General features: G+C 71.4%; 21 protein-coding genes. 5 read left to right on the plus strand and 16 right to left on the minus strand.

Annotated elements, in window-relative coordinates; genetic code table 11:
* Position 1: 1 nt before the first annotated feature.
* From ACUP6Y_RS13045 to ACUP6Y_RS13090, 10 genes are all read right to left on the minus strand, one after another.
* On the minus strand, positions 2 to 550 hold the full coding sequence (locus ACUP6Y_RS13045; RefSeq protein ID WP_462551145.1) for a hypothetical protein: 549 nt from the start codon (positions 548 to 550) through the stop codon (positions 2 to 4).
* Positions 547 to 1,635 carry an MCE family protein gene (locus tag ACUP6Y_RS13050; RefSeq protein ID WP_462551146.1) on the minus strand — a complete coding sequence of 363 codons (1,089 nt, stop codon included), beginning with the start codon at positions 1,633 to 1,635 and terminating at the stop codon, positions 547 to 549. The genes ACUP6Y_RS13045 and ACUP6Y_RS13050 overlap by 4 nt, the downstream gene beginning before the upstream one ends.
* A 1-nt stretch (position 1,636) precedes the next feature.
* Positions 1,637 to 2,875, minus strand: coding sequence for an MCE family protein (locus ACUP6Y_RS13055; RefSeq protein ID WP_462551147.1), 1,239 nt, complete (start codon positions 2,873 to 2,875; stop codon positions 1,637 to 1,639).
* A gap of 8 nt (positions 2,876 to 2,883) precedes the next feature.
* Positions 2,884 to 3,924: an MCE family protein gene (locus tag ACUP6Y_RS13060; RefSeq protein WP_462551148.1), complete on the minus strand. Its 1,041-nt coding sequence runs from the start codon at positions 3,922 to 3,924 to the stop codon at positions 2,884 to 2,886.
* Positions 3,921 to 4,895, minus strand: a complete 975-nt coding sequence (locus tag ACUP6Y_RS13065; RefSeq protein ID WP_462551149.1) for an MCE family protein — start codon at positions 4,893 to 4,895, stop codon at positions 3,921 to 3,923. The genes ACUP6Y_RS13060 and ACUP6Y_RS13065 overlap by 4 nt, the downstream gene beginning before the upstream one ends.
* Positions 4,896 to 4,900: 5 nt before the next feature.
* The gene (locus ACUP6Y_RS13070) at positions 4,901 to 5,917 is read right to left on the minus strand and encodes an MCE family protein (protein ID WP_462551150.1); all 1,017 of its coding nucleotides are present in this window, start codon (positions 5,915 to 5,917) and stop codon (positions 4,901 to 4,903) included.
* Positions 5,914 to 6,972, minus strand: a complete 1,059-nt coding sequence (locus ACUP6Y_RS13075; protein WP_462551151.1) for an MCE family protein — start codon at positions 6,970 to 6,972, stop codon at positions 5,914 to 5,916. Before ACUP6Y_RS13075 ends, ACUP6Y_RS13070 begins: the two co-directional genes overlap by 4 nt.
* A gap of 9 nt (positions 6,973 to 6,981) precedes the next feature.
* Positions 6,982 to 7,851 carry an MlaE family ABC transporter permease gene (locus ACUP6Y_RS13080; protein WP_462551152.1) on the minus strand — a complete coding sequence of 290 codons (870 nt, stop codon included), beginning with the start codon at positions 7,849 to 7,851 and terminating at the stop codon, positions 6,982 to 6,984.
* Positions 7,851 to 8,675, minus strand: coding sequence for an MlaE family ABC transporter permease (locus ACUP6Y_RS13085; protein ID WP_462551153.1), 825 nt, complete (start codon positions 8,673 to 8,675; stop codon positions 7,851 to 7,853). The genes ACUP6Y_RS13080 and ACUP6Y_RS13085 overlap by 1 nt, the downstream gene beginning before the upstream one ends.
* A gap of 93 nt (positions 8,676 to 8,768) precedes the next feature.
* Complete coding sequence (locus ACUP6Y_RS13090; RefSeq protein WP_462551154.1) at positions 8,769 to 9,725, minus strand: DNA-3-methyladenine glycosylase family protein; 957 nt, start codon at positions 9,723 to 9,725, stop codon at positions 8,769 to 8,771.
* Between the two features lie 122 nt (positions 9,726 to 9,847).
* Between ACUP6Y_RS13090 and ACUP6Y_RS13095 the strand changes: the two genes are divergently transcribed.
* Genes ACUP6Y_RS13095 through ACUP6Y_RS13105 form a run of 3 tightly spaced genes read left to right on the plus strand, consistent with a single transcriptional unit; the run spans position 9,848 to position 12,754 of the window.
* Complete coding sequence (locus ACUP6Y_RS13095) at positions 9,848 to 10,453, plus strand: TetR/AcrR family transcriptional regulator (RefSeq protein WP_462551155.1); 606 nt, start codon at positions 9,848 to 9,850, stop codon at positions 10,451 to 10,453.
* 40 nt (positions 10,454 to 10,493) lie between these two features.
* The gene (locus ACUP6Y_RS13100) at positions 10,494 to 12,008 is read left to right on the plus strand and encodes an ATP-dependent DNA ligase (RefSeq protein WP_462551157.1); all 1,515 of its coding nucleotides are present in this window, start codon (positions 10,494 to 10,496) and stop codon (positions 12,006 to 12,008) included.
* A 59-nt stretch (positions 12,009 to 12,067) separates the two neighbouring features.
* Positions 12,068 to 12,754 carry a TetR/AcrR family transcriptional regulator gene (locus ACUP6Y_RS13105; protein ID WP_462551158.1) on the plus strand — a complete coding sequence of 229 codons (687 nt, stop codon included), beginning with the start codon at positions 12,068 to 12,070 and terminating at the stop codon, positions 12,752 to 12,754.
* A gap of 107 nt (positions 12,755 to 12,861) precedes the next feature.
* Here ACUP6Y_RS13105 and ACUP6Y_RS13110 read toward each other — a convergent pair whose 3' ends face one another.
* A complete protein-coding gene (locus ACUP6Y_RS13110; protein ID WP_462551159.1) occupies positions 12,862 to 14,142 on the minus strand; it encodes an acetyl-CoA C-acetyltransferase in 1,281 nt (426 codons plus the stop codon).
* A 97-nt stretch (positions 14,143 to 14,239) separates the two neighbouring features.
* On the opposite strand from ACUP6Y_RS13110, the gene ACUP6Y_RS13115 reads away from it, so the two are divergent.
* Together ACUP6Y_RS13115 and ACUP6Y_RS13120 are read left to right on the plus strand one after the other, a co-directional pair.
* Entirely contained in the window at positions 14,240 to 15,574 is a 1,335-nt protein-coding gene (locus ACUP6Y_RS13115) for a 3-oxoacyl-ACP reductase (RefSeq protein WP_462551160.1), read from the plus strand.
* A 2-nt stretch (positions 15,575 to 15,576) separates the two neighbouring features.
* Entirely contained in the window at positions 15,577 to 16,431 is an 855-nt protein-coding gene (locus ACUP6Y_RS13120) for a MaoC family dehydratase (protein WP_462551161.1), read from the plus strand.
* A gap of 5 nt (positions 16,432 to 16,436) precedes the next feature.
* Here ACUP6Y_RS13120 and ACUP6Y_RS13125 read toward each other — a convergent pair whose 3' ends face one another.
* From ACUP6Y_RS13125 to dxs, 5 genes are read right to left on the minus strand one after another with little or no spacing between them, the layout of a single operon-like run.
* Positions 16,437 to 18,515 (minus strand): elongation factor G, encoded by a 2,079-nt coding sequence (locus ACUP6Y_RS13125; RefSeq protein WP_462551162.1) that lies wholly within the window; start codon positions 18,513 to 18,515, stop codon positions 16,437 to 16,439.
* 53 nt (positions 18,516 to 18,568) lie between these two features.
* Positions 18,569 to 19,432: an acyl-CoA thioesterase gene (locus ACUP6Y_RS13130; RefSeq protein ID WP_462551164.1), complete on the minus strand. Its 864-nt coding sequence runs from the start codon at positions 19,430 to 19,432 to the stop codon at positions 18,569 to 18,571.
* Positions 19,429 to 20,379 (minus strand): proteasome assembly chaperone family protein, encoded by a 951-nt coding sequence (locus ACUP6Y_RS13135; protein ID WP_462551165.1) that lies wholly within the window; start codon positions 20,377 to 20,379, stop codon positions 19,429 to 19,431. Before ACUP6Y_RS13135 ends, ACUP6Y_RS13130 begins: the two co-directional genes overlap by 4 nt.
* A gap of 9 nt (positions 20,380 to 20,388) precedes the next feature.
* Positions 20,389 to 21,648, minus strand: a complete 1,260-nt coding sequence (locus ACUP6Y_RS13140; RefSeq protein ID WP_462551166.1) for a hypothetical protein — start codon at positions 21,646 to 21,648, stop codon at positions 20,389 to 20,391.
* Positions 21,629 to 23,551 (minus strand): 1-deoxy-D-xylulose-5-phosphate synthase, encoded by a 1,923-nt coding sequence (dxs, locus tag ACUP6Y_RS13145; protein ID WP_462551167.1) that lies wholly within the window; start codon positions 23,549 to 23,551, stop codon positions 21,629 to 21,631. Before dxs ends, ACUP6Y_RS13140 begins: the two co-directional genes overlap by 20 nt.
* Between the last annotated feature and the right edge of the window lie 7 nt (positions 23,552 to 23,558).

Here is a 23,558-nt window from a genome sequence, read left to right on the forward strand (position 1 = left end):
GCTACGGAGTGCCCTCGCCGCTGTTGGTCCCGCTGAGCAGGTCGAGCCGGTCGACCAGCCACGCGCCCTTGACGAGCTTCATGGTCATGCTGACTCGTTGCTCCTCGATCTTGACGTCGGCGTTCTCCTCGTCGGTGATCGCCTGGTCGACGAAGGCCAGTACCTCGACCTGGGTGTCGTCGACGACCCGTCCCGCCGCGTCGACGACCTGCCCCTTGGCGGTGACCTTCCCGTCGACGATCGCCTGCTGCAGGTCGCCGACGTTGGGCGCCAGCTTGTCCTTGAGCTCGGCGTTGGCGATCTTGTCGACCCAGGCGAAGTCGTGCTCGCCCTCCTTGTAGGAGTACGACGTGATCTGGACCAGCAGCTCCTTGGCCGCGTCCAGCGCTGCCCTCTCGGCGTCCTCGCGCGCGGTGAGCTCGTCGACCTTGGCCAGCGCGTCCTTCAGCGCCTTGTCGTCGCCTCCCGAGCCACAGCCCCCGGCCAGCAGCCCGACCGCGAGCAGCGCGGCGCACAGCAGCGCCAGCGGCGCGCGTCTCGTCCGGCTCACCGCACCGGTCCCGGGGCGTGGGCCGCACCGCGCTGCAGCGTCGCGAACGACGCCGCGCAGCGCCCGTCCTTCTGCAGGGCCCGGCGCTCGGTCCGCTTCGGGTCCAGGCGGGTGGTGCCGTAGTCGCAGCGCGGGTCCATGTCGGGGATCAGCTCGATGCGCAGCTCGCCGTCGCGGACCTTGGACAGCAGGGAGCGCAGGCCCGGCGAGTAGTTCTGCAGCAGCGCGCGCAGGTGGGGCTCGTAGGAACGGAACACGTCGGTGAAACTTACGCCCGTCGACAAGAACCCGGGCAGCACCTGGTCGGCGTCCTTGACCAGCTTGAGCAGCTCGTCGACCTGCCCCGGCCCGCGCTTGAGCAGGTCGCGCAGCTCCGGGTCGTAGTTGCGCAGGAACCTGGCGAACTGCTTGGCGGAGGTCGCGAGCCGGCGCAGCGAGTCGGCGTTGTCGGTCGCGATGGACAGCACGCTGCCGGAGTTGGCGATGATCCGGTCGGTCTCGGGCCACACCTCGTCGAGGGTCTGCAGGATGGCGGTGCCCTGGTCGAGGATCTGGCCGAGGTCGTCGCCGGTGCCCTTGAGGCCGGTGCTGAGCTCGCCGAGCACGATCCGCAGCTTCTTGTCGTCGATCTGGCGCAGCACGTTGTTGACCGCGACGACCGTCGAGCTCAGGCTCTTCGGCAGGTCGGTCGACTCGGCGGGCACGACGTCGCCGGACGCGAGATACGGGCCCTTGACCTGCTGGGGCTGGAAGTCGAGGTACTGCTCACCGACCGGTGAGAGGCTGCGCACCCGGGCCAGCGAGTTCTTCGGGATCTCGGTGCCCGTGGTGATCGCGATGGTGGCCTCGACGCCCGTCGCCGTCGGGACGATCGAGCGGACCTTGCCGACCTTGATCCCGCGGTAGGTGACCACCGAGCCCTCGAAGAGGCCGCCCGTCTGCGCGAGCTGCACCTTGACCTCGACCGGTCGCGAGGTCAGCGGCTGGTCGAGAACGGCCGCGAAGATGTAGGCGGTCGTCACGATGAGCACCACGATGATGCCCGCGAGGCTCAGGTAGAGCCTGTTGCCCAGGAGCTTCAGCATCTCAGGCCCCCCGTCCGAACAGGGCCCCGAGGAGGCCGTTGAGTCCGAGCGGGTCGGGAGTCGTGGTTCCCGTCTCGTCGATCGTCGCGCCGGTCGTCGGCGTACCGCCGCTCTTCGCGCCGGCCTTGGCACCGTTGGTCTTGTTGCCGCCGAGCAGCGGCAGGTTCGGCAGCAGCTTGTCGAGCCCGATCAGGCCGAGCAGGTCGGTCACCACGCCGCTCACGGCGCCGGTGAGCAGGCCGTTGACGTTGAGGTTGTCGACGTGCAGCTCCAGCGCGATGTTGAGGTAGTCGGTGCCGATCACCGCGTCGGCCGAGCCGGCCGCCTTGATCACGGCCTGCAGCGACTTCTCGAAGGTGCCGTTGTTGGCCGCGAACTCGGCCAGCACCGGCTCGAGCTCGCTGAGCATGGTGAGCAGCTGCTGGCGGGTCTTGGTGACCGTGTCGTTGGCCGCGCCGCTGAACTTCTCGACCTCGGCGAGCAGCTCGGTGAACGCGGGGGTCTTCTCGCGCAGCACCTTGGCCGCCGGACGGATGTCCTTGAGCGCCCGGTTGATCGTCTTCTTGCGTCCGTTGAGCGTGGTCGACAGCGAGTTCATCGAGGTGAGCACGCTGTCGATGGCCTGGGTCGTCGAGTTGGCCTGGGTGAGGAACACCGAGGCCTTGTCGAGCAGCGCGCGGTAGTCGGCCTCGTTGCCGTTGAGGGCGGTGTTGAGCTCCTCGGTGACCGTCTGGAGCTGGTCGAGGCCACCGCCGTTGATCAGCAGCGAGGCCTGGGCCAGCGCGTCCTCGACCGACGGCGCGGTCGTGGTGCTCTCCCGGGCGAGCACCGCCTCGTCGGCCAGCACCGTTCCCGACGCCGGGTTGGTGACGTCGACGAAGAGCTCGCCGAGCGGCGTGGTGTAGCGCAGCCGGGCCTGGGCGCCCTCGCGGACCTCGGCGTCCTTCTTCACCGTCAGCGTCGCGTTGGCCGTGAAGTCGGCGGCCTCGATCGACTTGACCTTGCCCATGTCGACGCCGTTGACCTTGACCGGCGCCCCGACGGCGAGGTTGAGCGCGTCGTCGAACTGGGCCTTGATCTCGATCGTGTCGCCGGAGACGCCCGTCCCGGGGATCGGCAGGTCGCGCATGGTCGTGCTGCACGCGGACAGGGTGCCGAGCACCAGCGCCACCAGCACGACCAGGGCGGTCCGCGCCGCCGTGGTCCGGACCGTCCTCGCCGTCAGCCTCATCGCCGTCATCGCTCCCCTCACGATCCCGGCTGCGTGCCGTTGACGAAGTTGCACAGCGGGCCGAGCAGGCCCTTGCACAGCTGCTGCAGGAGCCCACCCAGCGGGTCGAGGATCAGCGGGTCGATCCGGACCGGGAGCCGGTCGCCCTGGATCAGCTGCAGGTTCTGCAGCGCCAGCGGCATCACGCGCAGGATCTCGGCGAGCTGGTCCTGCTTGGTCAGCAGGGTCTTCATCAGCTTGGTCGAGCCGTCCAGGCTGTCCACGATGGACTGGCGGTTGTCGACGGCGAACCTCGCGACCGTGGTCACCGCCTCGTCGAGCGAGCGCAGCGCCTGCTGGAAGTTGCCCCGCTCGTCGGCGAGCAGCTGGGAGGCCTGCGAGACCTGCTGGACGAAGGTGCGCGCGGTGTCCTCGTTGCCGGCGATCGTCGTGAGCAGGACGTCGAGCGACCTCAAGGTCGCGGCGATGTCCTCGCGGTGGGCGGCGATGCCGTCGACGCCGTTGGCGAGGGAGTGGATCGTCTGGTTCAGCAGCGGGCCCCGGCCCTGCAGGGCCTGGGTGCCGGCGTCGATGAACCGTTGCACCGCCTTGGTCGTCTCGGCGTTGCCGCCGATGCCGGTCGCGAAGTCGTTGAGGGACTCCAGCACCTGGTCGAAGTCGACCGGGGTCTGGGTCTTGTCGAGCGCGATCGTCGCATTGTCGACGAGCCTCTGGTCTCCCTTGTGGAACACGGGCGTGAGCTCGACGTAGCGGTCGGTGGCGACCGAGCGCGCCACCACGACGGCGCCGGCGTCGGCCGGCACCGGCTGGTCGGCGTCGACCTCCATGGTCACGAGCACCTTGTCGCCGTCGGGCTCGATCGAGGTGACCGAGCCGACCGTGACGCCCAGGACGCCGACGTCGTTGCCGACGAACAGGCCCGCGGAGTCGGCGAAGTACGCCTTGACGGTGATCTTGTCCGAGCCGCCGACGACGCCGCACCCGGTGGCGAGCAGCACGGCGAGGGCGGCGAACGCGGCCGCGGCGGCGCGCAGGACACGGCCTGGTGCTCCGGTCATCGCTGGCACGTCCCTTCCAGCTTGCAGGTGGTGTCGTCGGCGGGGATGGCCGGCGGCTTGACGTAGAGCGGGAGGTAGGGGCCGCTGCCGGTCGCGTTGGCGACGTACCGGATGGCGGGTGCCATGTTCTCGAGGAGGCTGGTCAGCTGCTTGTCCTGGCTGTTGAGCGTGTCGAGGACCGCCTTGACGTCCTTGAGCGCCGGCTCCAGCTTGCCGTTGGTCGACTTGACGATCGCGGTGAGCGCCTTCGACAGGTCGGTGGTCTCCACGAGCAGCCGGTGGATCGCCTGACGCCGCGCGGTGATCTCGCCGACGACCAGGTTGGTCTGCTTCATCAGCCCGACGATGTCCTGGCTGCTGGCCGAGAGCTGGTCGGTGACCTTGCGGGTCGACGCGAGCAGGTCGCCGACCTGGTCGGAGCGCTTCGAGACGACCTCGGAGAGACGGGCGACACCCTCGAGCGCCGGCCCGATCTCGTCCTGGCTCGCGCCCAGGGTGCCGGCCATCGCGGTCAGCGCCTTGGCGAGGAGCTCGGGGTCGAGCTCGTCGAGAGCGTCGGTGCCCTTCTCGATGACGTCTTGCAGGTTGTAGGGCACCGAGGTCCGCTCGAGCGGAATCTGGCCGCCCGCCAGGCTGCCGGTGCCGTTGGGGTCGACCTCGAGGTAGTGGGTGCCGAGCAGCGTCGCCACCTTGACGGTCGCGGTGGACCGATCGCCCAGCCCGATGTCGGAGTCGAGGGCGAAGGTCACCCGGACGTGGTCGTCCTGGATCTCGATGCCCGTGACCTTGCCGGAGATGACGCCGTGGACCTGGACGTCCTCGCCCTTGCGGAGGCCGGCGGTGTGCTCGAGCAGCGCGGTGTACTTCGTCGTGCCGAAGGTGCTGACGCTGAGGAAGATGACCAGCCCGGCCACCAGTGCGATGACGACCAGGGTCACGATGCCGACGCGCAGCGGGTTGCGCTCGTTCATGGGCTTCATCGGCACGCCGCCGACCACGGGCCGTTGTTGCCGACCGGGTTGATGCCCGTGCTGTCCGCCGTCAGTGCCACGGAGAGCGAGCAGACGTAGACGTTGAGCGCGTTCTCGTACGACGTCGCGCGGCCCAGCGACTCGAAGACCGTCGTGAACGCGGGGATCGCGTCCACCAGGCTGGATCGGGACCGCTCGAACATGTCCGCGACGGTGACCAGGCGGTCGGTCGTCTTCGTCAGGGGCACCTTGACCTCCTTGAGCAGCGAGCTGGTCGCGCCGACGAGCCGGCTGACGCCGTCGATCGACGCCCCGATGGACTTGCGGTCCTCGGCCAGCCCGGTCATCAGCTTGCGCAGCTCGACGACGGTCTGGGAGAGCTCGTCGCCCCGGCCGGCGATGTTGTCGAGGACGGGCTTGAGGTTGGTCATCACCTCGCCGATGACGGTGTCGCGGTCGGCGAGGAAGTTGCTGAGCTGGCCGGTCTGGGCGAGCAGCTGCTCGACCGTCCCGCCCTCGCCCTGGAGCACCTTGACCAGTGAGGTCGCGAGCTTGTTGACGTCACCGGGCTGGAGCACCTTGAACAGCGGCCGGAAGCCGTTGAGCAGGCCGGTCAGGTCGAAGCCGGGGTCGGTGCGCGCGATCGGCACCGTGGCGCCGTCCTCGAGCTCGGCACCGCGCTGCGCGCCCTGGACCAGGGAGATGTAGCGCTGGCCGAGGAGGTTCTGGTAGCGCATGACCAGCTTGGTGGTGTCGAGCAGCGGCTGGTCCTTGACCAGCTCGACCTTGATCTCGGCACCGTCGGTGGTGGCCTTGATGTCCTTGACCTGGCCGACCCGGACGCCGGCCGCCTTGACGTCGTCGCCGACGCGCAGGCCGCTGACGTCGGCGAACTCCGCCTTGAACTCATGGGTCCCGCCGGCGACCCCGTTCTGCATGGTGTTGACCAGCAGGAGCAGCATCAGCCCGCTGACCACCGCGAACGCGGCGAACTTGATCGCGATCGAGCGCAGCCCGGTCATCGGTCCTCCCTCCAGAGCCGCCCGACGCCCGCGGGGTCGGTGCTGCCCGTGCGGTACACGGGCCGCTGGCCACTGCCGTAGTACGGCGGCGGCGAGAGGCGCAGCGTGCCGTCGGTCCTCACGAAGCCGCCGCGGACCGCCTGGGGCAGGTTGGTCCCGAGGAGGATGTTGACGGCCAGCGCGTCGGTGATGCCGGCCCTGCGGTTGTCGTAGACCGCGTCGAGGAGGACCGCCGAGCCGTTGATGAAGTCCACCAGGCTCTTCTCGTTCTTGTCCAGGAAGGCGCGCGACGTCGTCGCCAGGTTGGTCCCGCCGCTGATCAGGGCGGTGATCGCGGCCTCCTGGGTGACGATGGTGTGCAGCGTGACCAGGACGTCGTCGGTCGCGTCGAGCAGGTCGGGCGCGATCTGGTTGACCAGCTGGGCGGTGGAGGCCAGTGCCTGCAGGTCGGCGCGGACCTGCGGCATCCGCGGGTTGATCCGGTCGAGGTAGGCGTTGAGGGTGCGCACGGTCTGCCCGATCTGGCCACCGCGGCCGTCGAGCGCCTCCGCCGCCGAGCCGATGGCCGAGGCCAGCTCGGCCGGGCCGAGCGCCTTGACCAGGCGGTCGATGTCGTCGAGGGCCTGCTGCAGCTCCAGGGTCTCCTGGGTGCCGTCGGCGGAGACCTTCGCGCCCGCCTTGAGCTCACCGGCCGGCGTACCGTGGACGACGAGGTCCACGAAGGTCGTGCCGAACACCGTGGCGGGCAGGATCCGCGCCACGACGTTGCCGGGGACGACGTCGAGGTCCTGCTTCGACATCTCCATGTCGACGGTGACGCCGCCCGAGGCGGCGCGGCTGATCTGGGTGACCTTGCCGACGATGACGCCGTTCATCTTGACGTCGGAGCCGGCGCGCAGCGCGCCGCCGGCGTTGGCGACCTCGGCGCTGACGTGCGGCCGGGAGCCGAACGTGCCGTTGCTGCGCAGGGTGATGAAGGCGCCGATGACGGCGAGCGCGACGATCGCGATCAGGCCGCGGCGGGCCAGCTGGTTGCGGGAGATCTCACGTGCCATGTCCTCACCTCACCCGGAGATCCGGAAGCCCGGGTCGCCGCCCCAGAACACCAGGGTGAGGACCATGTCGAGCAGGACGATCGAGACGATGCTGGCCCGGATGCCGGTGCCGGTCGCCTCGCCGACCGCCTGGGGACCGCCGCCGACGCGCATGCCGTACCAGCAGTGGATCAGTGCCACCGTCAGGGAGAAGATCAGGATCTTGATGATCGAGAAGACGATGTCCCTGCCCTGGATGAACGTCGAGAAGTAGTGGTCGTACTGACCTGGTGACTGCCCGAACAAGATCACGACCGAGGCCTGGGAGGCGAGGTAGCTGCCGATCAGGCCGATCAGGTAGAGCGGCAAGATGGCGACCATGCAGGCGATCACCCGGGTGGTGCAGACGTAGCGCACCGCGCTGACCGCCATCACCTCGAGGGCGTCGATCTCCTCGTGGATCTTCATCGAGCCGATCTGGGCGGTGAACCGGCAGCCGACCTGGGCGCCGAGCGCCAGGGCCGCGATGAGCGGGGCGAGCTCGCGGGTGTTGACGCTCGCGGAGATGAAGCCGGTCAGTGGCGCCAGGCCGACGATCTCGAGGCCGTTGAAGCCCTCGATGCCGATCGACGTACCGGCGGCGACCGAGAGCAGGATCATCACGCCGACGGTGCCGCCACCGACAAGCAGGGCGCCGCTGCCCCAGGCGATGTCCTTGATCTGGCGCAGCACCTCCTTGGGGTAGAGGGCGATCGTCGCGGGGATCTCGCGGAAGACCTTGCCGGAGAAGCTCACGAAGGACCCGAGCATCGCGAGCGTGCTCATCACCGAGTCGGCGAGGCCGACGAGCGCATCGGAGAGCCGGGCGCCGATGCCGCGGCCGAGCTGGACCTCGGACATCAGGCACCTCCGGGGAAGAGCATCACGTAGGCCTGGGTCAGCCCGACGTTGATCACCGCGAGGATGATCACGCTGAGCACGACGGCCTGGTTGACGGCGTCGGCCACGGCCTTCGGGCCGCCGTGGGCGCTCAGACCCTTGTGGGCGCACACGATGATCGCGACGAACCCGAAGAGCAGGCCCTTGAACTCGGCGAGGATGAGGTCACCGGGTTGGGCGAGGCCGACGAACGAGTCGAGGTAGGTGCCCGAGGAGATCTGGCCGCCGCCGACGACGATCACGAACGCGGTCGTCATCGCCGTCATCGCGACGATGATGGTCAGCAGCACCGAGACCAGCAGCGCGGCCAGGATGCGCGGCGCGACCAGCCGCTGGATCGGCGAGATGCCCATGACCTTGAGGGCGTCGATCTCCTCACGCACGGTGCGGGCGCCGAGGTCGGCGCACACCGCGGAGCCGACCGCGCCGGCGATCATCAGGGAGGTCACGAGTGGCGCACCCTGCCGGAGCACGCCGATGCCGTTGACCGCGCCGATGAAGGACTGCGCGCCGATCTGGTTGGCCGCCGCGCCGATCTGCACGGAGGTGATCACGCCGAACGGGATCGCGACCAGGATCGTCGGGAGCAGCGAGACCCGGGTCATGAACCAGCACTGCAGGAGGAACTCGGACCACGAGAACCTGCGGGCGACGATGTCGGAGAAGCCCCACTGGATGGACTCCACGGCGAGCTTGACCAGCTCCCCGGTGGTGATCACCCCAGCCTTGAACCGGCCGGTCAGGTTGTCGAGGACGGACCGTCCTCCGGCGACCACGGCGCTCATCCGGGCAACCGCCTCTCGTGCATAACCACCCCTGCCTGTCTCGCCGGTCGCGAACAGCCCCCCGCGACTGCCTGTTGCTCGATGTAACAGTTATCACGCAATTTGGTCACGGCTCCTGAGGTGTTCACGTGGCGCCATCCGCGGGCCGTGGCGTGGCCGGCGCAGTCCGGCGGCGGCCACGAGGAACGGCACCCGGCCCCGCTGCCCCTGCCACGGGCGGAGGCAGCGAGCCAGCTCCGCGTCGTCGAACGGCCGGCCCGTGAGCGCCCAGCCGACGTCCTTGGCCACGTGGTAGTCGCCGAACGAGACCGCGTCCGGGTCGCCGAGCGCCCGCTGCCGCACCTCGGCGGCGGTCCACACGCCGACGCCGGGCAGCGCGCGCAGCCGCCGCTCCGCCTCCTCCCCCGGCAGGCCGGCGGCCCGCTCCAAGGCCTCGGCGTGCCGGGCGGCGCTCACCACGGTCCGGCTGCGGGCCGGGTCGACGTGGAGCCGCAGCCACTCCCACGACGGGACCTGCCGCAGGGTCGCGGCGTCCGGCTGGACCATCAGCCCGAGCGCGGCACCGGGGCCGGGCGCGGGGACGCCGTGGCGTCGTACGAGAGCGCGGAAGCCGGCGAAGGCCTCCTGGCCGGTGACCTTCTGCTCGATGATCGCCGGCACCAGCGCCTCCAGGACCAGACCGGTCCGGCCCAGCCGCAGATGGGGGTGCCGGCGGCGGGCCTCCTCCAGGACCGGGTGCCGCGGCTCGAAGCCGGTCCAGTCGTCGAGGTCGCCGAGCAGCGCCGGCAGCTGGGCGAGCGCCCAGTCGGCGCCGGGCCCCCAGGCCTGCGCGGTCACCGTGCCCTCGGGGTCCGGCTCGGTGACGGCGAGGGTGGCCACGCCGTCCGGCGTGCGGGAGGCGCGCCAGTGCCGGCCGGCACACGCCAGGCGATGGGTGGGGTCGCCCCGGCCGCGGCGCTGCTGGCCCAGCAGCGCGCCGACCGGAACCGGCCGGCCGGGGTGCCACACGCGCGCCGCGTCCGGGGCGACCGGCTCGTCCGGGGAGGTCACGGGAGCACTGTAGAGCGACGGCAGCTCGCTGCGCTTCGAGTCGCGAGAGACTAGGCTCTGTCACCCAACGACGAATACCTTTCGTTCACCACCGACATTCTTCCTCAGGCTCCGGAGGGCAGTTGAGCATCGACACGACCCGAAGCCGCCGGGCGCGCCTCGACCAGGAGGCGGTGCTCCAGGCGGCCGAGGCGCTCGTCGACCGCGACGGGTACGACGCCCTCACCATGACCTCGCTCGCCGCCGAGCTCGAGGCCCGGGTCTCCTCGCTGTACAACCACGTCGCGAACCTCGAGGACCTGCGCGCGCTCATCCAGGTGCGCGCCATGCGCCTGCTCGGCGACCACGTCCGCGGCGCCGCGATGGGCCACGCCGGCGTCGCCGGACTGCGCGCCCTCAGCCACGCGCTGCGCGCCTTCGCCCGCACCCACCCCCAGCGCTACGCCGCCCTCACCCGGCCCCCGATCGACCGCGAGGCGTTCTACGCCGCCGCACTCGACGCGATCGAGGCGCTCGCCATCATGGGCCGCTCCGCCGGGCTCCCCGACGAGCGGCTGCTGCAGAACGCGATGGCCCTGTTCGCCTGCCTGCACGGCTTCGTCTCGCTGGAGGTAGCCGGCTACTTCGGCGACCTGTCCGGCACGAATGCCGAGCTCGACCTCGACGAGGTCTACGAGCACGTCATCGACGGCGGCGTCACCGCCGCCTCCCTGGACGCCACCGGATGAGTCATGGCGCGACCTCGACATGACTCATCCGGCTGACACCATGCTGCTCCACGACCTCGTCGACGTCTCGCGCCAGGTCGCCGCGACCCGCTCGCGAAAGGAGAAGTCCCAGCTGATCGGTGGGCTGCTGCTGGCTGCTCCAGCCGGCGAGCGGGCGCTGGTCGCCCACCTCCTCAGCGGGCGGCTCCGGCAGCGTCGTACCGGACTCGGGTGGCGGGGCCTCCAGTCCCTGCCCTCCCCCGCCCTCGCGCCGTCGTTGGAGGTCGGCGAGGTGGACGCCGCCTTCGAGGCGATGTCGCTGCTGGCGGGGCCGGGCTCGGCCGGGCTGCGCGCGACCGCGGTGGCCGACCTGTTCGGCCGGGCTACCGCCGCCGAGCAGGAGTGGCTGCGCGCCGTCGCCGTCGGCGAGGTCCGCCAGGGCGCGCTCGAGGCGGTCGTCACCGAGGCGCTCGCCGCGGCCGCCGAGGTCCCGCTGGCGGCCGTCCGGCGGGCGGCGATGCTGGCCGGCGGGGCGACGTACGTCGTGGACGCGGCGTTCCGCGGGCCTGAAGCCCTCGCCGAGGTGGGCCTGACCGTCGGTCGCCCGGTGCTGCCCATGCTCGCCTCCTCCGCCCCCGACGTCGCCGCCGCGGTCGTGAAGGCCGGCGCGGGGGTCGTCGGCGTCGATGCCAAGCTCGACGGCATCCGGATCCAGGTCCACCGCGACGGCGACGACGTCGTGGTCGCCACCCGCAGCCTCGATGACATCACCCACCGCCTCCCCGAGGTCGTCGCCGTCGTCCGCGCCCTGCCCGCCACCCGCGTCGTCCTCGACGGCGAGGCGCTGTGGCTGGCCGCCGACGGCCGCCCGCGTCCCTTCCAGGAGACCGCCTCCCGCACCGCCTCGGCGGCCGCGGCCGAGTCGGTCGTGTCGCCCCACTTCTTCGACGTGCTGCACCTCGACGGCACCGACCTCATCGACCGCCCCGCCCACGAGCGCTGGCAGGTCCTCGAGGACCTGGTCCCCGCCGAGCACCGGGTCCAGCGCTGGATCGGCTCCGACGTCGCCGAGGCCACCGCCTTCACCACCTCGGTGCTGGCCTCGGGCCACGAGGGCGTCGTCGTGAAGTCCCTCGACGCGCCGTACGACGCCGGTCGCCGCGGCTCCGCCTGGGTCAAGGTCAAGCCCGTCCACACCCTCGACCTCGTCGTCCTCGCCGTCGAGCACGGCTCCGGCAGGCGTCGCGGCTGGCTCTCCAACATCCACCTCGGCGCCCGCGACCCGTCCTCCCCCACCGGTTTCGTGATGCTCGGCAAGACGTTCAAGGGGATGACCGACGAGATGCTCGCCTGGCAGACCGCCCGCTTCCGCTCCCTGGAGGTCGCCGACGACGGGTGGGTGGTCACCGTCCGGCCGGAGCAGGTCGTCGAGATCGCGTTCGACGGGCTGCAGCGCTCGACCCGCTACCCGGGTGGGCTGGCACTGCGGTTCGCCCGGGTCGTGCGCTACCGGGACGACAAGTCCGCGGACGAGGCGGACACGATCGAGACCGTGCGGGGGCTCGCCGCGCCTTGACCGGCGACGCCCTCCCGAGATGTTGCAACACCGAGTTGCACGTCTCGTACACTTCCTCCATGGCGACCAACGCACCAGCCACCGACGGACGCCGCAGGGCGGCAGCAGCGCGTCGGAAGGCGCGGCAGGCGGAGATCATCACCGCCACGCGGCAGATCTTCGACTCCAAGGGCGTGCGCGACGTCCAGATCGAGGAGATCGCGAGTGCGGTGGGCATCAACCGGGCGATCGTCTACCGGCACTTCACCGGCAAGGAGGAGCTGTTCGCGCTCACCCTGGTCGGCTACCTCGAGGAGCTGCACGACGCGATGGCGACGGCCGCGGCGAGCAGTGAGCGCCCCGGGGAGCAGCTGGAGCGCATCGTGGGGTCGTTCGTGGACTACGGCGTCGCGCACCCGGCGTTCGTGGACTGCGCGCAGGCGCTCATGGTGCGGCCCGGGGACGAGCTGCTCGACGAGATCGCCGAGGGGCCGCTGTTCCGGCTGGGGCGCGGCATCACCTCGTGCCTGACGGTGCTGTCCGACACGCTCAGCCACGGCGTCGACGAGGGCGCGTTCACGCTCAGCGACGACCCGGTGCTGCTCGCCAACGCTCTCTACGCCAGCGGGCTCGGCGCGCTGCAGCTGGCCCGTCTCGGGATCCTGGTCAGTGAGGCGGCGCCCGGCATCCCGACGGTGGGACAGATCTCGGCGGCGCAGGTGCGCTCGTACCTGGTGCGCTCGGCGCTCGCCCTGGTCACCACCTGACCGCCCCCACCTACGAAGAAGCGGCCCGTCCCCCACGCGGAGGGACGGGCCGTTCGGGCGCGTCTCGTGACGGGCGCTGCGCGACCTCCTCGACGTCCGGGAAGTGCTCAGCGCTCCATGATGGCGACGACGCCCTGGCCGCCGGCCGCGCAGACCGAGATCAGCGCCCGGCCGCCGCCGTTGGCCTTGAGCAGCTTGGCCGTGTTGGCCACGATCCGGCCGCCGGTGGCGGCGAACGGGTGTCCGGCGGCGAGCGAGGAGCCCTTGACGTTGAGCTTGGCGCGGTCGATCGAGCCGAGCGGCGCGTCGAGGCCGAGGCGCTCCTTGCAGAACACCGGGCTCTCCCACGCGGCGAGGGTGGAGAGCACCTGCGAGGCGAACGCCTCGTGGATCTCGTAGAAGTCGAAGTCCTGCAGGCTCAGGCCGTTGCGCTCGAGCATCCGCGGGACGGCGTACGCCGGCGCCATCAGCAGCCCCTCGGCGCCGTTGACGAAGTCGACGGCGGCGACCTCGGAGTCGACGAAGTAGGCCAGCACCTCGAGGCCGTGGGCCTCGGCCCACTCGTCCGAGCCCAGCAGCACGGCGGACGCGCCGTCGGTCAGCGGCGTCGAGTTGGCGGCGGTCATGGTGGCCGCCTCGCCCTTGCCGAACACCGGCTTGAGCGTGGCGAGCTTCTCCAGCGAGGAGTCCGCGCGCAGGTTGTTGTCGCGCTCGAGGCCGCGGAACGGGGTGATCAGGTCGTCCTGCCAGCCCTCGTCGTACGCCGCGGCGAGCTTGTGGTGCGAGGCCACGGCCAGCTCGTCCTGGGCCTCGCGGGCGATCTGCCACTCCAGCGCCGTGAGCGCCTGGTGCTCGCCCATGGAGAGCTTGGTGCGCGGCTCGCCGTTGGACGGGATCGCCAGGCCGATGTCGCCGGGGCGGATGGTGGCGAGGATCGCGAGGCGGTCCTTGGCGGAGCGCGCGTTGTTGAGCTGGATCAGCTTCTTGCGCAGCTTCTCGGAGATCGCGATCGGCGCGTCGGAGGTGGTGTCGACACCGCCGCCGATGCCGGAGTCGATCTGGCCGAGCTTGATCTTGTTGGCGATGTAGTTGATCGCCTGCAGGCCGGTGCCGCACGCCTGCTGCAGGTCGACGGCGGGGGTCTCGGGGGCGAGGCGGGTGCTGAGCACCGACTCGCGGACCAGGTTGAAGTCGCGGCTGTGCTTGAGGACCGCGCCGCCGGCGACCTCACCCAGACGTTCACCCTCCAGCCCGAAGCGCGCCACGAGGCCGTCGAGAGCAGCGGTCAGCATCTCCTGGTTGGAGGCGGTGGCGTAGGCGCCGTTGGAGCGGGCGAACGGGATCCGGTTACCGCCCAGTACGGCGGCCCGGCGAACAGTCTCGGTCATGGGATCAATCCTCACTCAGCGGGGCCCTCCGGAGAACCGATTGAGGGCGAGATCACGAAATGTGGACTCAGAGTTACACATCTAGTTACATGGTGTCATGACTGACAAGTACCAGGGCTTCGTGAGCTCCCCGATCGGCAAGCTCCTCGTCAAGAACCTCGGACTGCCGAACCCCACCAAGCTGGACCGCTACACGGCCGGCGAACCGCTGGTCGACGGCACGGTCCTCGTCGGCGGCCGCGGTCGCCTCATCGAGTCGCTGCCCGGCCTGCTCGACGTGCTCGGCATCGCCTCGGCGAGCGCCCAGGCCGAGGGCGAGAGGTACAAGGGCCTGGTCTTCGACGCCACCGCGATCTCCACCGTCGAGGAGCTCATCGAGCTCCAGGCCTTCTTCACCCCGGTGCTGCGCAGCCTCAAGAGCTGCGCCCGCGTCGTCGTCCTCGGTACGCCGCCCGCCCTGGTCGAGGGCAGCGAGCGGATCGCCCAGCGGGCGCTCGAGGGCTTCACCCGCAGCCTCGGCAAGGAGATCGGCAAGGGCGGCACCGTCCAGCTGGTCTACGTCGCCGACGGCTACGAGGACTCGGTGCTCTCCACGCTCGGCTTCCTGCTCAGCCCGAAGTCGGCCTACGTCTCCGGCCAGGTGGTCCGGATCGGCGCCCATGAGGAGACCCACGGCTCCGCGCTCGCCGACTGGACCCGGCCGCTGGCCGGCAAGGTCGCCTTCGTCACCGGCGCCAGTCGCGGCATCGGCGAGGAGATCGCCCGCGTGCTGCACCGCGACGGCGCGAAGGTCGTCGGCCTCGACGTACCGCAGGCCGCCGACGAGCTGGTCACGGTGATGAACGAGCTCGACGGCGACTGGCTGACGCTCGACATCACCGCGGCCGACGCCCCGCAGCGGATCGCGCACCACCTCCAGGAGAAGCACGGCGGCGTCGACATCGTCGTCCACAACGCGGGCGTGACCCTCGACAAGAAGCTCGCCAACCAGACGCCGGAGCGCTTCGGCAAGGTGCTGCAGATCAACCTGGAGGCGCCCGAGAAGATCACCGCCGAGCTGCTGGAGCAGAAGGTGATCAACGCCAACGGCCGGATCGTCGGCGTCGCCTCGATCGCGGGCATCGCCGGCAACCTGGGCCAGACGTCGTACGCCGCCTCGAAGGCCGGCGTCATCGGCTTCGTCGACTCGCTGGCCGACAGGCTCGAGGACGGCATCACCGTCAACGCCGTCGCGCCGGGCTTCATCATCACCCAGATGACCGCCGCGGTGCCGTTCGCGACCCGCGAGGTCGGCCAGCGGCTCAACGCGATGTCGCAGGGCGGGCTGCCGGTCGACGTCGCCGAGACCATCGCCTGGTACGCCTCCCCCGCCTCGACCGCCGTCAACGGCAACGTCGTGCGGGTCTGCGGCCAGATGATGCTGGGTGCCTGACCATGCCTGACTTCGCTCTTCCCGTGATGCTGAAGGCCGCGCTGCCCGCGGTCCCCGGCGTGAACCAGCTGCCCGGCATCAAGAAGTCAGGCGGCGCGCTGCCCGAGCTGACGCTCGAACGCAACGACGTGCTGGTGGAGCGCTCTGCCGTGGAGCGGTACGCCGCCGTATGCGGCTTCCCGAACCGCGACGTCGCGCCGGTGCCGTACCTGCACATGCTGGCGTTTCCGCTGCACCTGCAGCTGATGACCGACGCGAGGTTCCCCTTCCCGGCGATCGGCTCGGTGCACCTGGAGAACACCATCGTCCAGCACCGCCCGGTCGCGATCGGCGAGACCGTCTCGCTGTCGTTGAGGGCCGACAACCTGCGCGCCAGCACCAAGGGCCGGGCCTGGGACATGAACGTCACCAGCACCGTGGGTGAGGAGGTCGTGTGGGAGTCGGTGTCGACGTACCTGCGCGTCGGCAAGGGCGACAAGGACAAGGGCGACCCGGGCATGGCGCTCGACGCGATCACGGCCAAGGGCCCGGTGTGGTCGCTGCCCGACAACCTCGGCCGCCGCTACGGCGCGGTGTCGGGCGACCGGAACCCGATCCACCTGCACCCGCTGACCGCGAAGGCGCTGGGCTTCCCGCGCCACATCGCGCACGGCATGTGGAGCAAGGCCCGCTGCATCGCGGCGCTGGAGAACCGGCTGCCCGACGCGGTCAAGGTCGAGGTCGCGTTCAAGAAGCCGATCTTCCTGCCCGGCAAGGCGCAGTTCGGCGCCGAGGCCGACGCCGCGGGCTACGACTTCACGCTCGTGAACCCGAAGACCGGAGCGCCCCATCTGCTGGGTCGCACCACGGCTCCGTAGGTCCGTCAGTGGTGCAGGCGCGCCGTCACCTGCCGCGCCTGCTCCTCGGGCATCGGCTCGTAGTGCGCGAAGGCGCGGGTGAAGGTGCCCGCGCCTCGCGTCGCGGCCCGCAGGTCCACGGCGTACCGCACCAGCTCGCGCTGGGGGACGTGGGCTCGCACCAGGGTCCGGCCGCCGGCGACGTTCTCGTTGCCGAGCAGCCGGGCCCTTCGTGCGCTCAGGTCGCTCATCACCGGGCCGACCAGGTCGTCGGGGACGACGACGGTGACGTCGTCGTACGGCTCCAGCATGGAGACGCCCGCCGCCTCGGCCGCCTCGCGCAGGGCGAGGGCGCCGGCGCTCTGGAAGGCCAGGTCGGAGGAGTCGACGCTGTGGGCCTTGCCGTCGGTGAGGGTGACGCGCAGGTCGACGACCGGGTAGCCGGCCCGGAGGCCGCGCTCCAGCTGGGCGCGCACGCCCTTCTCGACGCTGGGGATGTAGCTGCGCGGCACCGCGCCACCCACGACCTTGTCGACGAACTCGACGCCGCTGCCCTCGGGGAGCGGCTCGATCTCGAGGTCGCAGATCGCGTACTGGCCGTGCCCGCCGGACTGCTTGACGTGCCGGCCGTGCCCCTTCGCGGGCCCGGCGACGCACTCGCGCAGTGGGACCAGCAGCTCACGCTGCTCGACGGCGACGCCGTGGCGGTCGGCCAGGCGCTCCAGTACGACGTCGGCGTGCGCCTCCCCCATCAGCCACAGCACCAGCTGACCGGTCTCGGCGTTGTGCTCGACGCGCAGGCTCGGGTCCTCGGCGGCGAGCCGGGCCAGCGCCTGGGAGAGCTTGTCCTCGTCGGAGCGGGTGGCGGCCTCGATCGCGACCGGGAGCAGCGGGTCGGGCATCGACCACGGCTTGAGCACCAGGGGCCGGTCGACGTCGGAGAGGGTGTCGCCGGTCTCCGCCCGGGAGAGTCGCGCGACCGTGCCCAGGTCGCCGGCCAGCACCCGCCCGGCCGGCACCTGGGCGGCTCCGAACGGGTGGCCGAGGGCGCCGATCCGCTCGTCCTCGTCGTGGTCCTCGTGGCCGGCGTCGGCGGCGAAGAAGGACGAGAAGTGCCCCGACACGTGAACGGCGGTGTCCGGCTCGAGGGTGCCGGAGAAGACCCGGACCAGGCTGATCCGGCCGACATACGGATCACCGGCGGTCTTGACCACCTCGGCGACCAGCGGCCCGGCCGGGTCGCAGGACACCCGGCCCACGGTGGCGCCGGCCGGGGTGAAGACCTCCGGCGAGGCGTGCTCCAACGGCGAGGGGAAGCCGTCGACGCACAGGTCGAGCAGCTCGCCCAGCCCGACCCCGGTGGCCCCGCAGACCGGGATCACCGGATGGAGGCCGGCTCGGGCCACCGCGGTCTCCAGGTCGCCGATGAGTACGCCGAGAGCGACCTCCTCGCCGCCGACGTAGCGGTCCATCAGGTCCTCGTCCTCGGACTCCTCGATGATCGCCTCGATCAGCTCGCCGCGGCGCGGGTCGTCGGCGCCGCCGGTCAGCAGCCCGGTCAGGCCGTCGGCGCCGACGAGGTAGACCGGCAGCACCTTCTCGCCGAACGCGTCCCGGGCCTGCGTGACGACGGCGTCGACGTCGGCGCGTGGATGGTCGAGCTTGCTGACCACGACGGCGCGCGGCATCGCGACCTGGTCGCACTCCCGCCACAGCTGCCGGGTGCCGTCGTCGACCTCCTCGTTGGCCGCGACCACGAACAACGCGCAGTCGGCGGCCCGCAGCCCGGCGCGCAGGTCACCGACGAAGTCGGCGTACCCGGGGGTGTCGACCAGGTTGACCTTCACACCGCGATGGACGAGCGGCGCGACCGCCAGCGAGACGGAGCGGCCGTGGCTGCGCTCCGTGTCCTCGGTGTCGCACACCGTCGTGCCGTCGACGGTGCTGCCGGCCCGGCCGATCGCCCCTGCGTGCAGTAGGAGGGCCTCCACGAGGGAGGTCTTGCCCGAGTGGGAGGGCCCGACCAGGACCACATTGCGTACCTGGTCGGGCCCAGTCGCCGCGAGGTCGTGCTCGCCCCGCCTCTCCGCGCGCTTGTCCGCCATGGACCCACGTAACTCCTGTGGCGGCCCGGAGACAACCCCCGAAGCAGGGACGCTCAGCGCGCCGGGCGGATCAGCCCCTCCTGGGCAACCGTGGCGACCAGGGTGCCGTCCTGGGTGAAGATCCGGCCCAGCGCGAGGCCGCGGGCGCCGCTGGCCGACGGGGACCACTGGTCGTAGAGCCACCACTCGTCGGCGCGGAACGGCCGGTGGAACCAGATCGTGTGGTCGAGGGAGGCCATCTGCACCTTGTGGGGACCGTGCTCCGGGTGCGCGGCCAAGGTGGCGCCGAGCAGGGACACGTCGCTGGCGTAGGTGAAGGTCGCGAGGTGCTCCATGGGGTCGTCGCTGAGCCGGCCGTCGACGCGGATCCACACCTGCGTCCGTGCGGGGTGCATCGGGTCCGGGTCCAGACCGAACGCCGAGCTGCCGAGCCAGCGCACGTCGAGCGCCGCCCACTCCTTGCTCAGCCCGTCGTCGCTGCCGCGCTCGGCCATCAGCGTCATCAGGTCCAGGCCGTCCTCGGGCGGCCTCACCTCCGGCATCACGTCCTGGTGCTCGAGGCCCTCCTCGGCGCGCTGGAAGTTGAGCGACTGGTAGTAGATCGGGCGGCCGTGCTGGCGCGCGAGCACCCGGCGGGTGGCGAACGACTTGCCGTCGCGGATCCGCTCGACGTCGTAGATGATCGGGACGTTGTAGTCGCCGGGCAGCAGGAAGTAGGAGTGCAGCGAGTGGACATGCATGCCCTCGTCGACCGTCCGCGACCCGGCGATCAGGGCCTGCGCAGCCACCTGGCCGCCGTAGACGCGCTGGCGGATCGTCTCGGGCTGCTGGCCGCGGAACAGGTCGGTGTCGAGCTGCTCGAGGTCGAGCAGTGCGACCAGCCGCTGGGTCGCCTCCCCCATCACCCGCTCGGTCACGGCGTGTCTCCGGTGTCGTCGGGCCCCTCGAGGCCGGCCAGGAACTGCTCGAACTGCCGGCCGATCTCCTCGCCGGTCGGCAGCGGCTCGTCCTCGGCGAGCAGGCTGTTGCCCTCCTTCTCCGCACGCGCGAAGGTGTCGTACTGCCGCTCCAGCGCCATGACGACGTCGCGGACCTCGTCGTTGGCGGAGAGGTAGCGACCGATCTCGTCCTCGCGTTCGTCGGCGGCGGTGCGCATCTCGGACAGGTCGACGGTGATCCGGGCGGCCAGCTCGACGTGCTCCAGAAGGGACAGCGCGGCGCTCGGGTAGTCGAGCTGGGCCAGATAGTGGGGTACGTGGGCGACGAAGCCCTGGGCGTCGTGGCCCCACTCGCCCAGCCGGACCTCGAGCAGCGCCTGCGCGCTGCTGGGCACCCGGAGCTCGCCACGCCAGGGGCTGGTCCCGGTGAGCAGACCGGGGTCGTTGGCGTGGTGGGTGATCGCGATCGGCCGGGTGTGGGGCACCGCCATCGGCACCGCGCCCATCGACACCACCAGGGAGACGTTGAAGCGCTCGACGACCTCGCGCACGCCGCGGCAGAACGCCTCCCAGCGGACGTCGGGCTCGGGCCCGTGCAGCAGCAGGTACGGCGTGTCGCCGGCGTCGTGCAGCATCCTGACCACCAGCCGCGGCGCCTCGTAGCCCTCGTAGTGGTCGCGCGCGAAGGTCATCGGCGGGCGCCGGGCGCGGTAGTCGTGGAGCTGGTCGGCGTCGAAGGTCGCGACGACGACTCCCCCGCCGTCGACGGAGAGCGCACCCGCCCGGATCAGGTGGCGAGCGCCGAGCGCACCGGCATTGCCGGCGTCGAGGAAGCCGTCGAGCGCGACCACGAGGGAGAGGCTCTCGACGTCCTCCAGCTCGGGCACCTCGTCGACGATGTGGACGAGACGGGGCGATGAGGTCACACCGAGAGCCTAATGGGCACCCGAGTAGGTGCGTTCCATCAGTCCTACCCCCCGTTGCGCCAGCTGCGCGGGAGTGACACCGAGCACGTCGGGCAGCACCTGGGCCTGGTCCGCGCCGTCGGCGAGCCGGTCGAGGAGCAGGAAGAGCATCGGGCGGCCGTAGACGCTGGCGACGTACTCACAGGCCCACCAGGCCACGGCATACCACGCCTCGGCGTCGGGGCCGGCGAACTGCGCGGCGCCGGGCAGGCCGGTGACCGACCCGGCCAGGTCGAGCGCCCGGGAGGGAAGCCGGCGGCGGGACGGCGCCATCGGCTGGACCGAGACGTACTCCGCGACCCCCTCGCTGAGCCACAGCGGCGCGCCCCGCCCCCGCGAGCCGAGGGTGGCATGGGTGAGCTCGTGGCGGACCAGCCGGCCGAGCACGGCGGCGGGCTGGTCGAGGACCCGCGGGTTGAGGAAGATCCGGTACGACGCGACGCCCTGGCGCGCGTCCATCCCGTCGACCGGCACCGCGATGGTCAGGCCGTCCGCGCGGTCGGGGTCGCCGACGGTCTGGTCGGCGAGACCGCGCAGGAACGCCGGGTCGCGCAGTGAGTAGACGACCACACCCGACGGCGTGCCCACGGCGGTCGTGCCGATCACGCCGCGCACGTCGGAGCGACCGCTGCTGGCCGCGTCGAGGACCTTGCCGGCGTTGCGCACGGTGGTGTCGTCGAAGACGCCGAGCACCCCCACGGCCTGCTCGACGCGGATCGGGCCGAGGTCCCAGGGCTGGACGTTTCCCGGATGCGCGGTCTCCCACGAGTAGTCGGTGGTCGAGGTGATCACCAGCCGGCGGCCGTCGGGCGAGGGGGTGAACAGGAACCGGTCCCGGGTACGGGCCGGGGCGGCGTCGTACCCGTCGAGGCCGAGGCTGAGCACCACCTCGACCCAGTAGTCCTCGCTGCCCTCGACCGGGGTGATCGTGTCGGCGGCGACCTCGTAGTGGAGCTCGCCGACCGGCAGCTGGGCCAGGTTGTCGAAGTAGGTCTGCTGCTCCTCGACCAAGCCCGGGTCGGAGCGGTCCAGCGCCTTGCGGAACCGGGCGACGTCGTGGGTGCGCAGCCCGCGCGCCCGCTTGTCCAGCGTCTTCTGCATCAAGGTGGCGACGTCGTCGTACCCGGCGCCGGAGTAGGTCGGCGGGGGCGGGTCGTCGGAGCAGGCGGTGAGCGGGAGCAGGAGCAGGGCCAGGGCCGGGAGGAAGGCCCTAGCGCGAACCGTCGACATCGAGGAGCGCCCGTCCTTCCGGGGCGGGATCCTCGGCGCTGTCCCGAGCGATGTCGTGGAGCACCTCGAGCGCGATCGCCGAGGGAGTCAGCCCGATCCGCTCGAGGATCGCCGCCCGCTTGGCGTGGTCGAGGAACTCCTGGGGGATGCCGTGGACGCGCACCGGGGTGCGGACGTCGGCGGCCACGAGGGTCTGCAGCAGCACCGCGCCGACGCCGCCGATCACGCCGTTGTCCTCGAGCGTGACGACCCGGCGGTGGGTGCGGGCCAGCTCGACCAGGGCGGGGTCGACCGGCTTGACCCAGCGCGGGTCGACGACGGTGACACCGATGCCCTGGGCGACCAGCCGCTGCGCGACGTCGACCGCGGTCTCGGCCATCGAGCCGACCGCGACGACCAGCACGTCGCGGGCGCCGGCGCGGACCAGGACGTCGCAGCCGCCGGCCTTGCCGACCGCCTCGATGTCGGCAGGGGGCGGGCCCTTGGGGAACCGGACGACGGTGGGGGCGTCGGCGACCTCGACCGCCTCGTCGAGCAGCTCGCGCATCCGGGTGGCGTCGCGCGGCGCGGCCAGACGCAGGCCGGGGACGACCTGGAGCAGGGACATGTCCCACATGCCGTTGTGGCTGGCGCCGTCGTCGCCGGTGACCCCCGAGCGGTCGAGGACGAAGGTGACCCCGCACCTGTGCAGCGCGACGTCCATCAGCACCTGGTCGAAGGCGCGGTTGAGGAAGGTCGCGTAGACCGCGAAGACCGGGTGCAGGCCGCCCATCGCGAGGCCGGCCGCGGAGGTCGCGGCGTGCTGCTCGGCGATGCCGACGTCGAAGGTGCGCTCGGGGAAGCGGGCCTGGAACTTGTCGAGGCCGACCGGGTGCATCATCGCCGCGGTGATCGCCACGACGTCGGGCCGGCGCTCGCCGATGGACACGATGTGCTCGGCGAAGTGGTCGGTCCAGATCGGGCCCTTGGGCTTCTCGGCGCCGGTCTGGACATCGAACGGCCCGGGCGAGTGGAACTGGTCGGCCTCGTGACGCTCGGCCGGGTCGTAGCCGAAGCCCTTGCGGGTGATCGCATGCACGATGACCGGGCCGCCGAACCGCTTGGCCTGCCCGAGCGCCTGCTCCACGGCGGCGCGGTCGTGGCCGTCGACAGGGCCGACGTACTTGAGCCCGAGGTCCTCGAACAGGCCCTGGGGAGCCAGCGCGTCCTTGAGCCCCTTCTTCATGGCGTGCAGGGCGTCGTACGCCGCCGCGCCGACGCCGGGCACCGCGGTCAGCCGGCGCTTGACGATGTCGAGGACGTGCTCGTAGCGCGGGTTGGTGCGCAGGCTGGTCAGCGCGGTCGCGAGCCCGCCGATGGTCGGTGTGTAGGAGCGCCCGTTGTCGTTGACCACGATCACGAGCCTGGAGTCGTGCTGGATGGCGATGTTGTTGAGCGCCTCCCAGGCCATGCCGCCGGTGAGCGCACCGTCGCCGATGACGGCCACGGTGTGGCGGTCCTCGCCACGGACCCGGAACGCCTTGGCGATGCCGTCGGCGTAGCTCAGCGCGGTCGAGGCGTGGGAGTTCTCGACCAGGTCGTGCTCGGACTCGGCCTGGCTCGGGTACCCGCTCAGCCCGCCCTCGCGGCGCAGCGTGCCGAACTCGCCGGCCCGCCCGGTCACCAGCTTGTGGACGTAGGACTGGTGGCCGGTGTCGAAGACGATCTTGTCGCGCGGGGAGTCGAAGACGCGGTGGATCGCGAGGGTCAGCTCGACCACGCCGAGGTTGGGCCCGAGGTGGCCGGTGTTGGTGGCGACGGTGCGGATCATCAGGTCGCGGATCTCGGCCGCCAGCTGGGTCAGCTCGTCCTCGGACAGGGCCCGCAGGTCGCGCGGGTCGGCGATGCTCTCGAGGACGGACATGAGGGCC

The organism is Nocardioides sp. S5-5 (assembly GCF_054954065.1).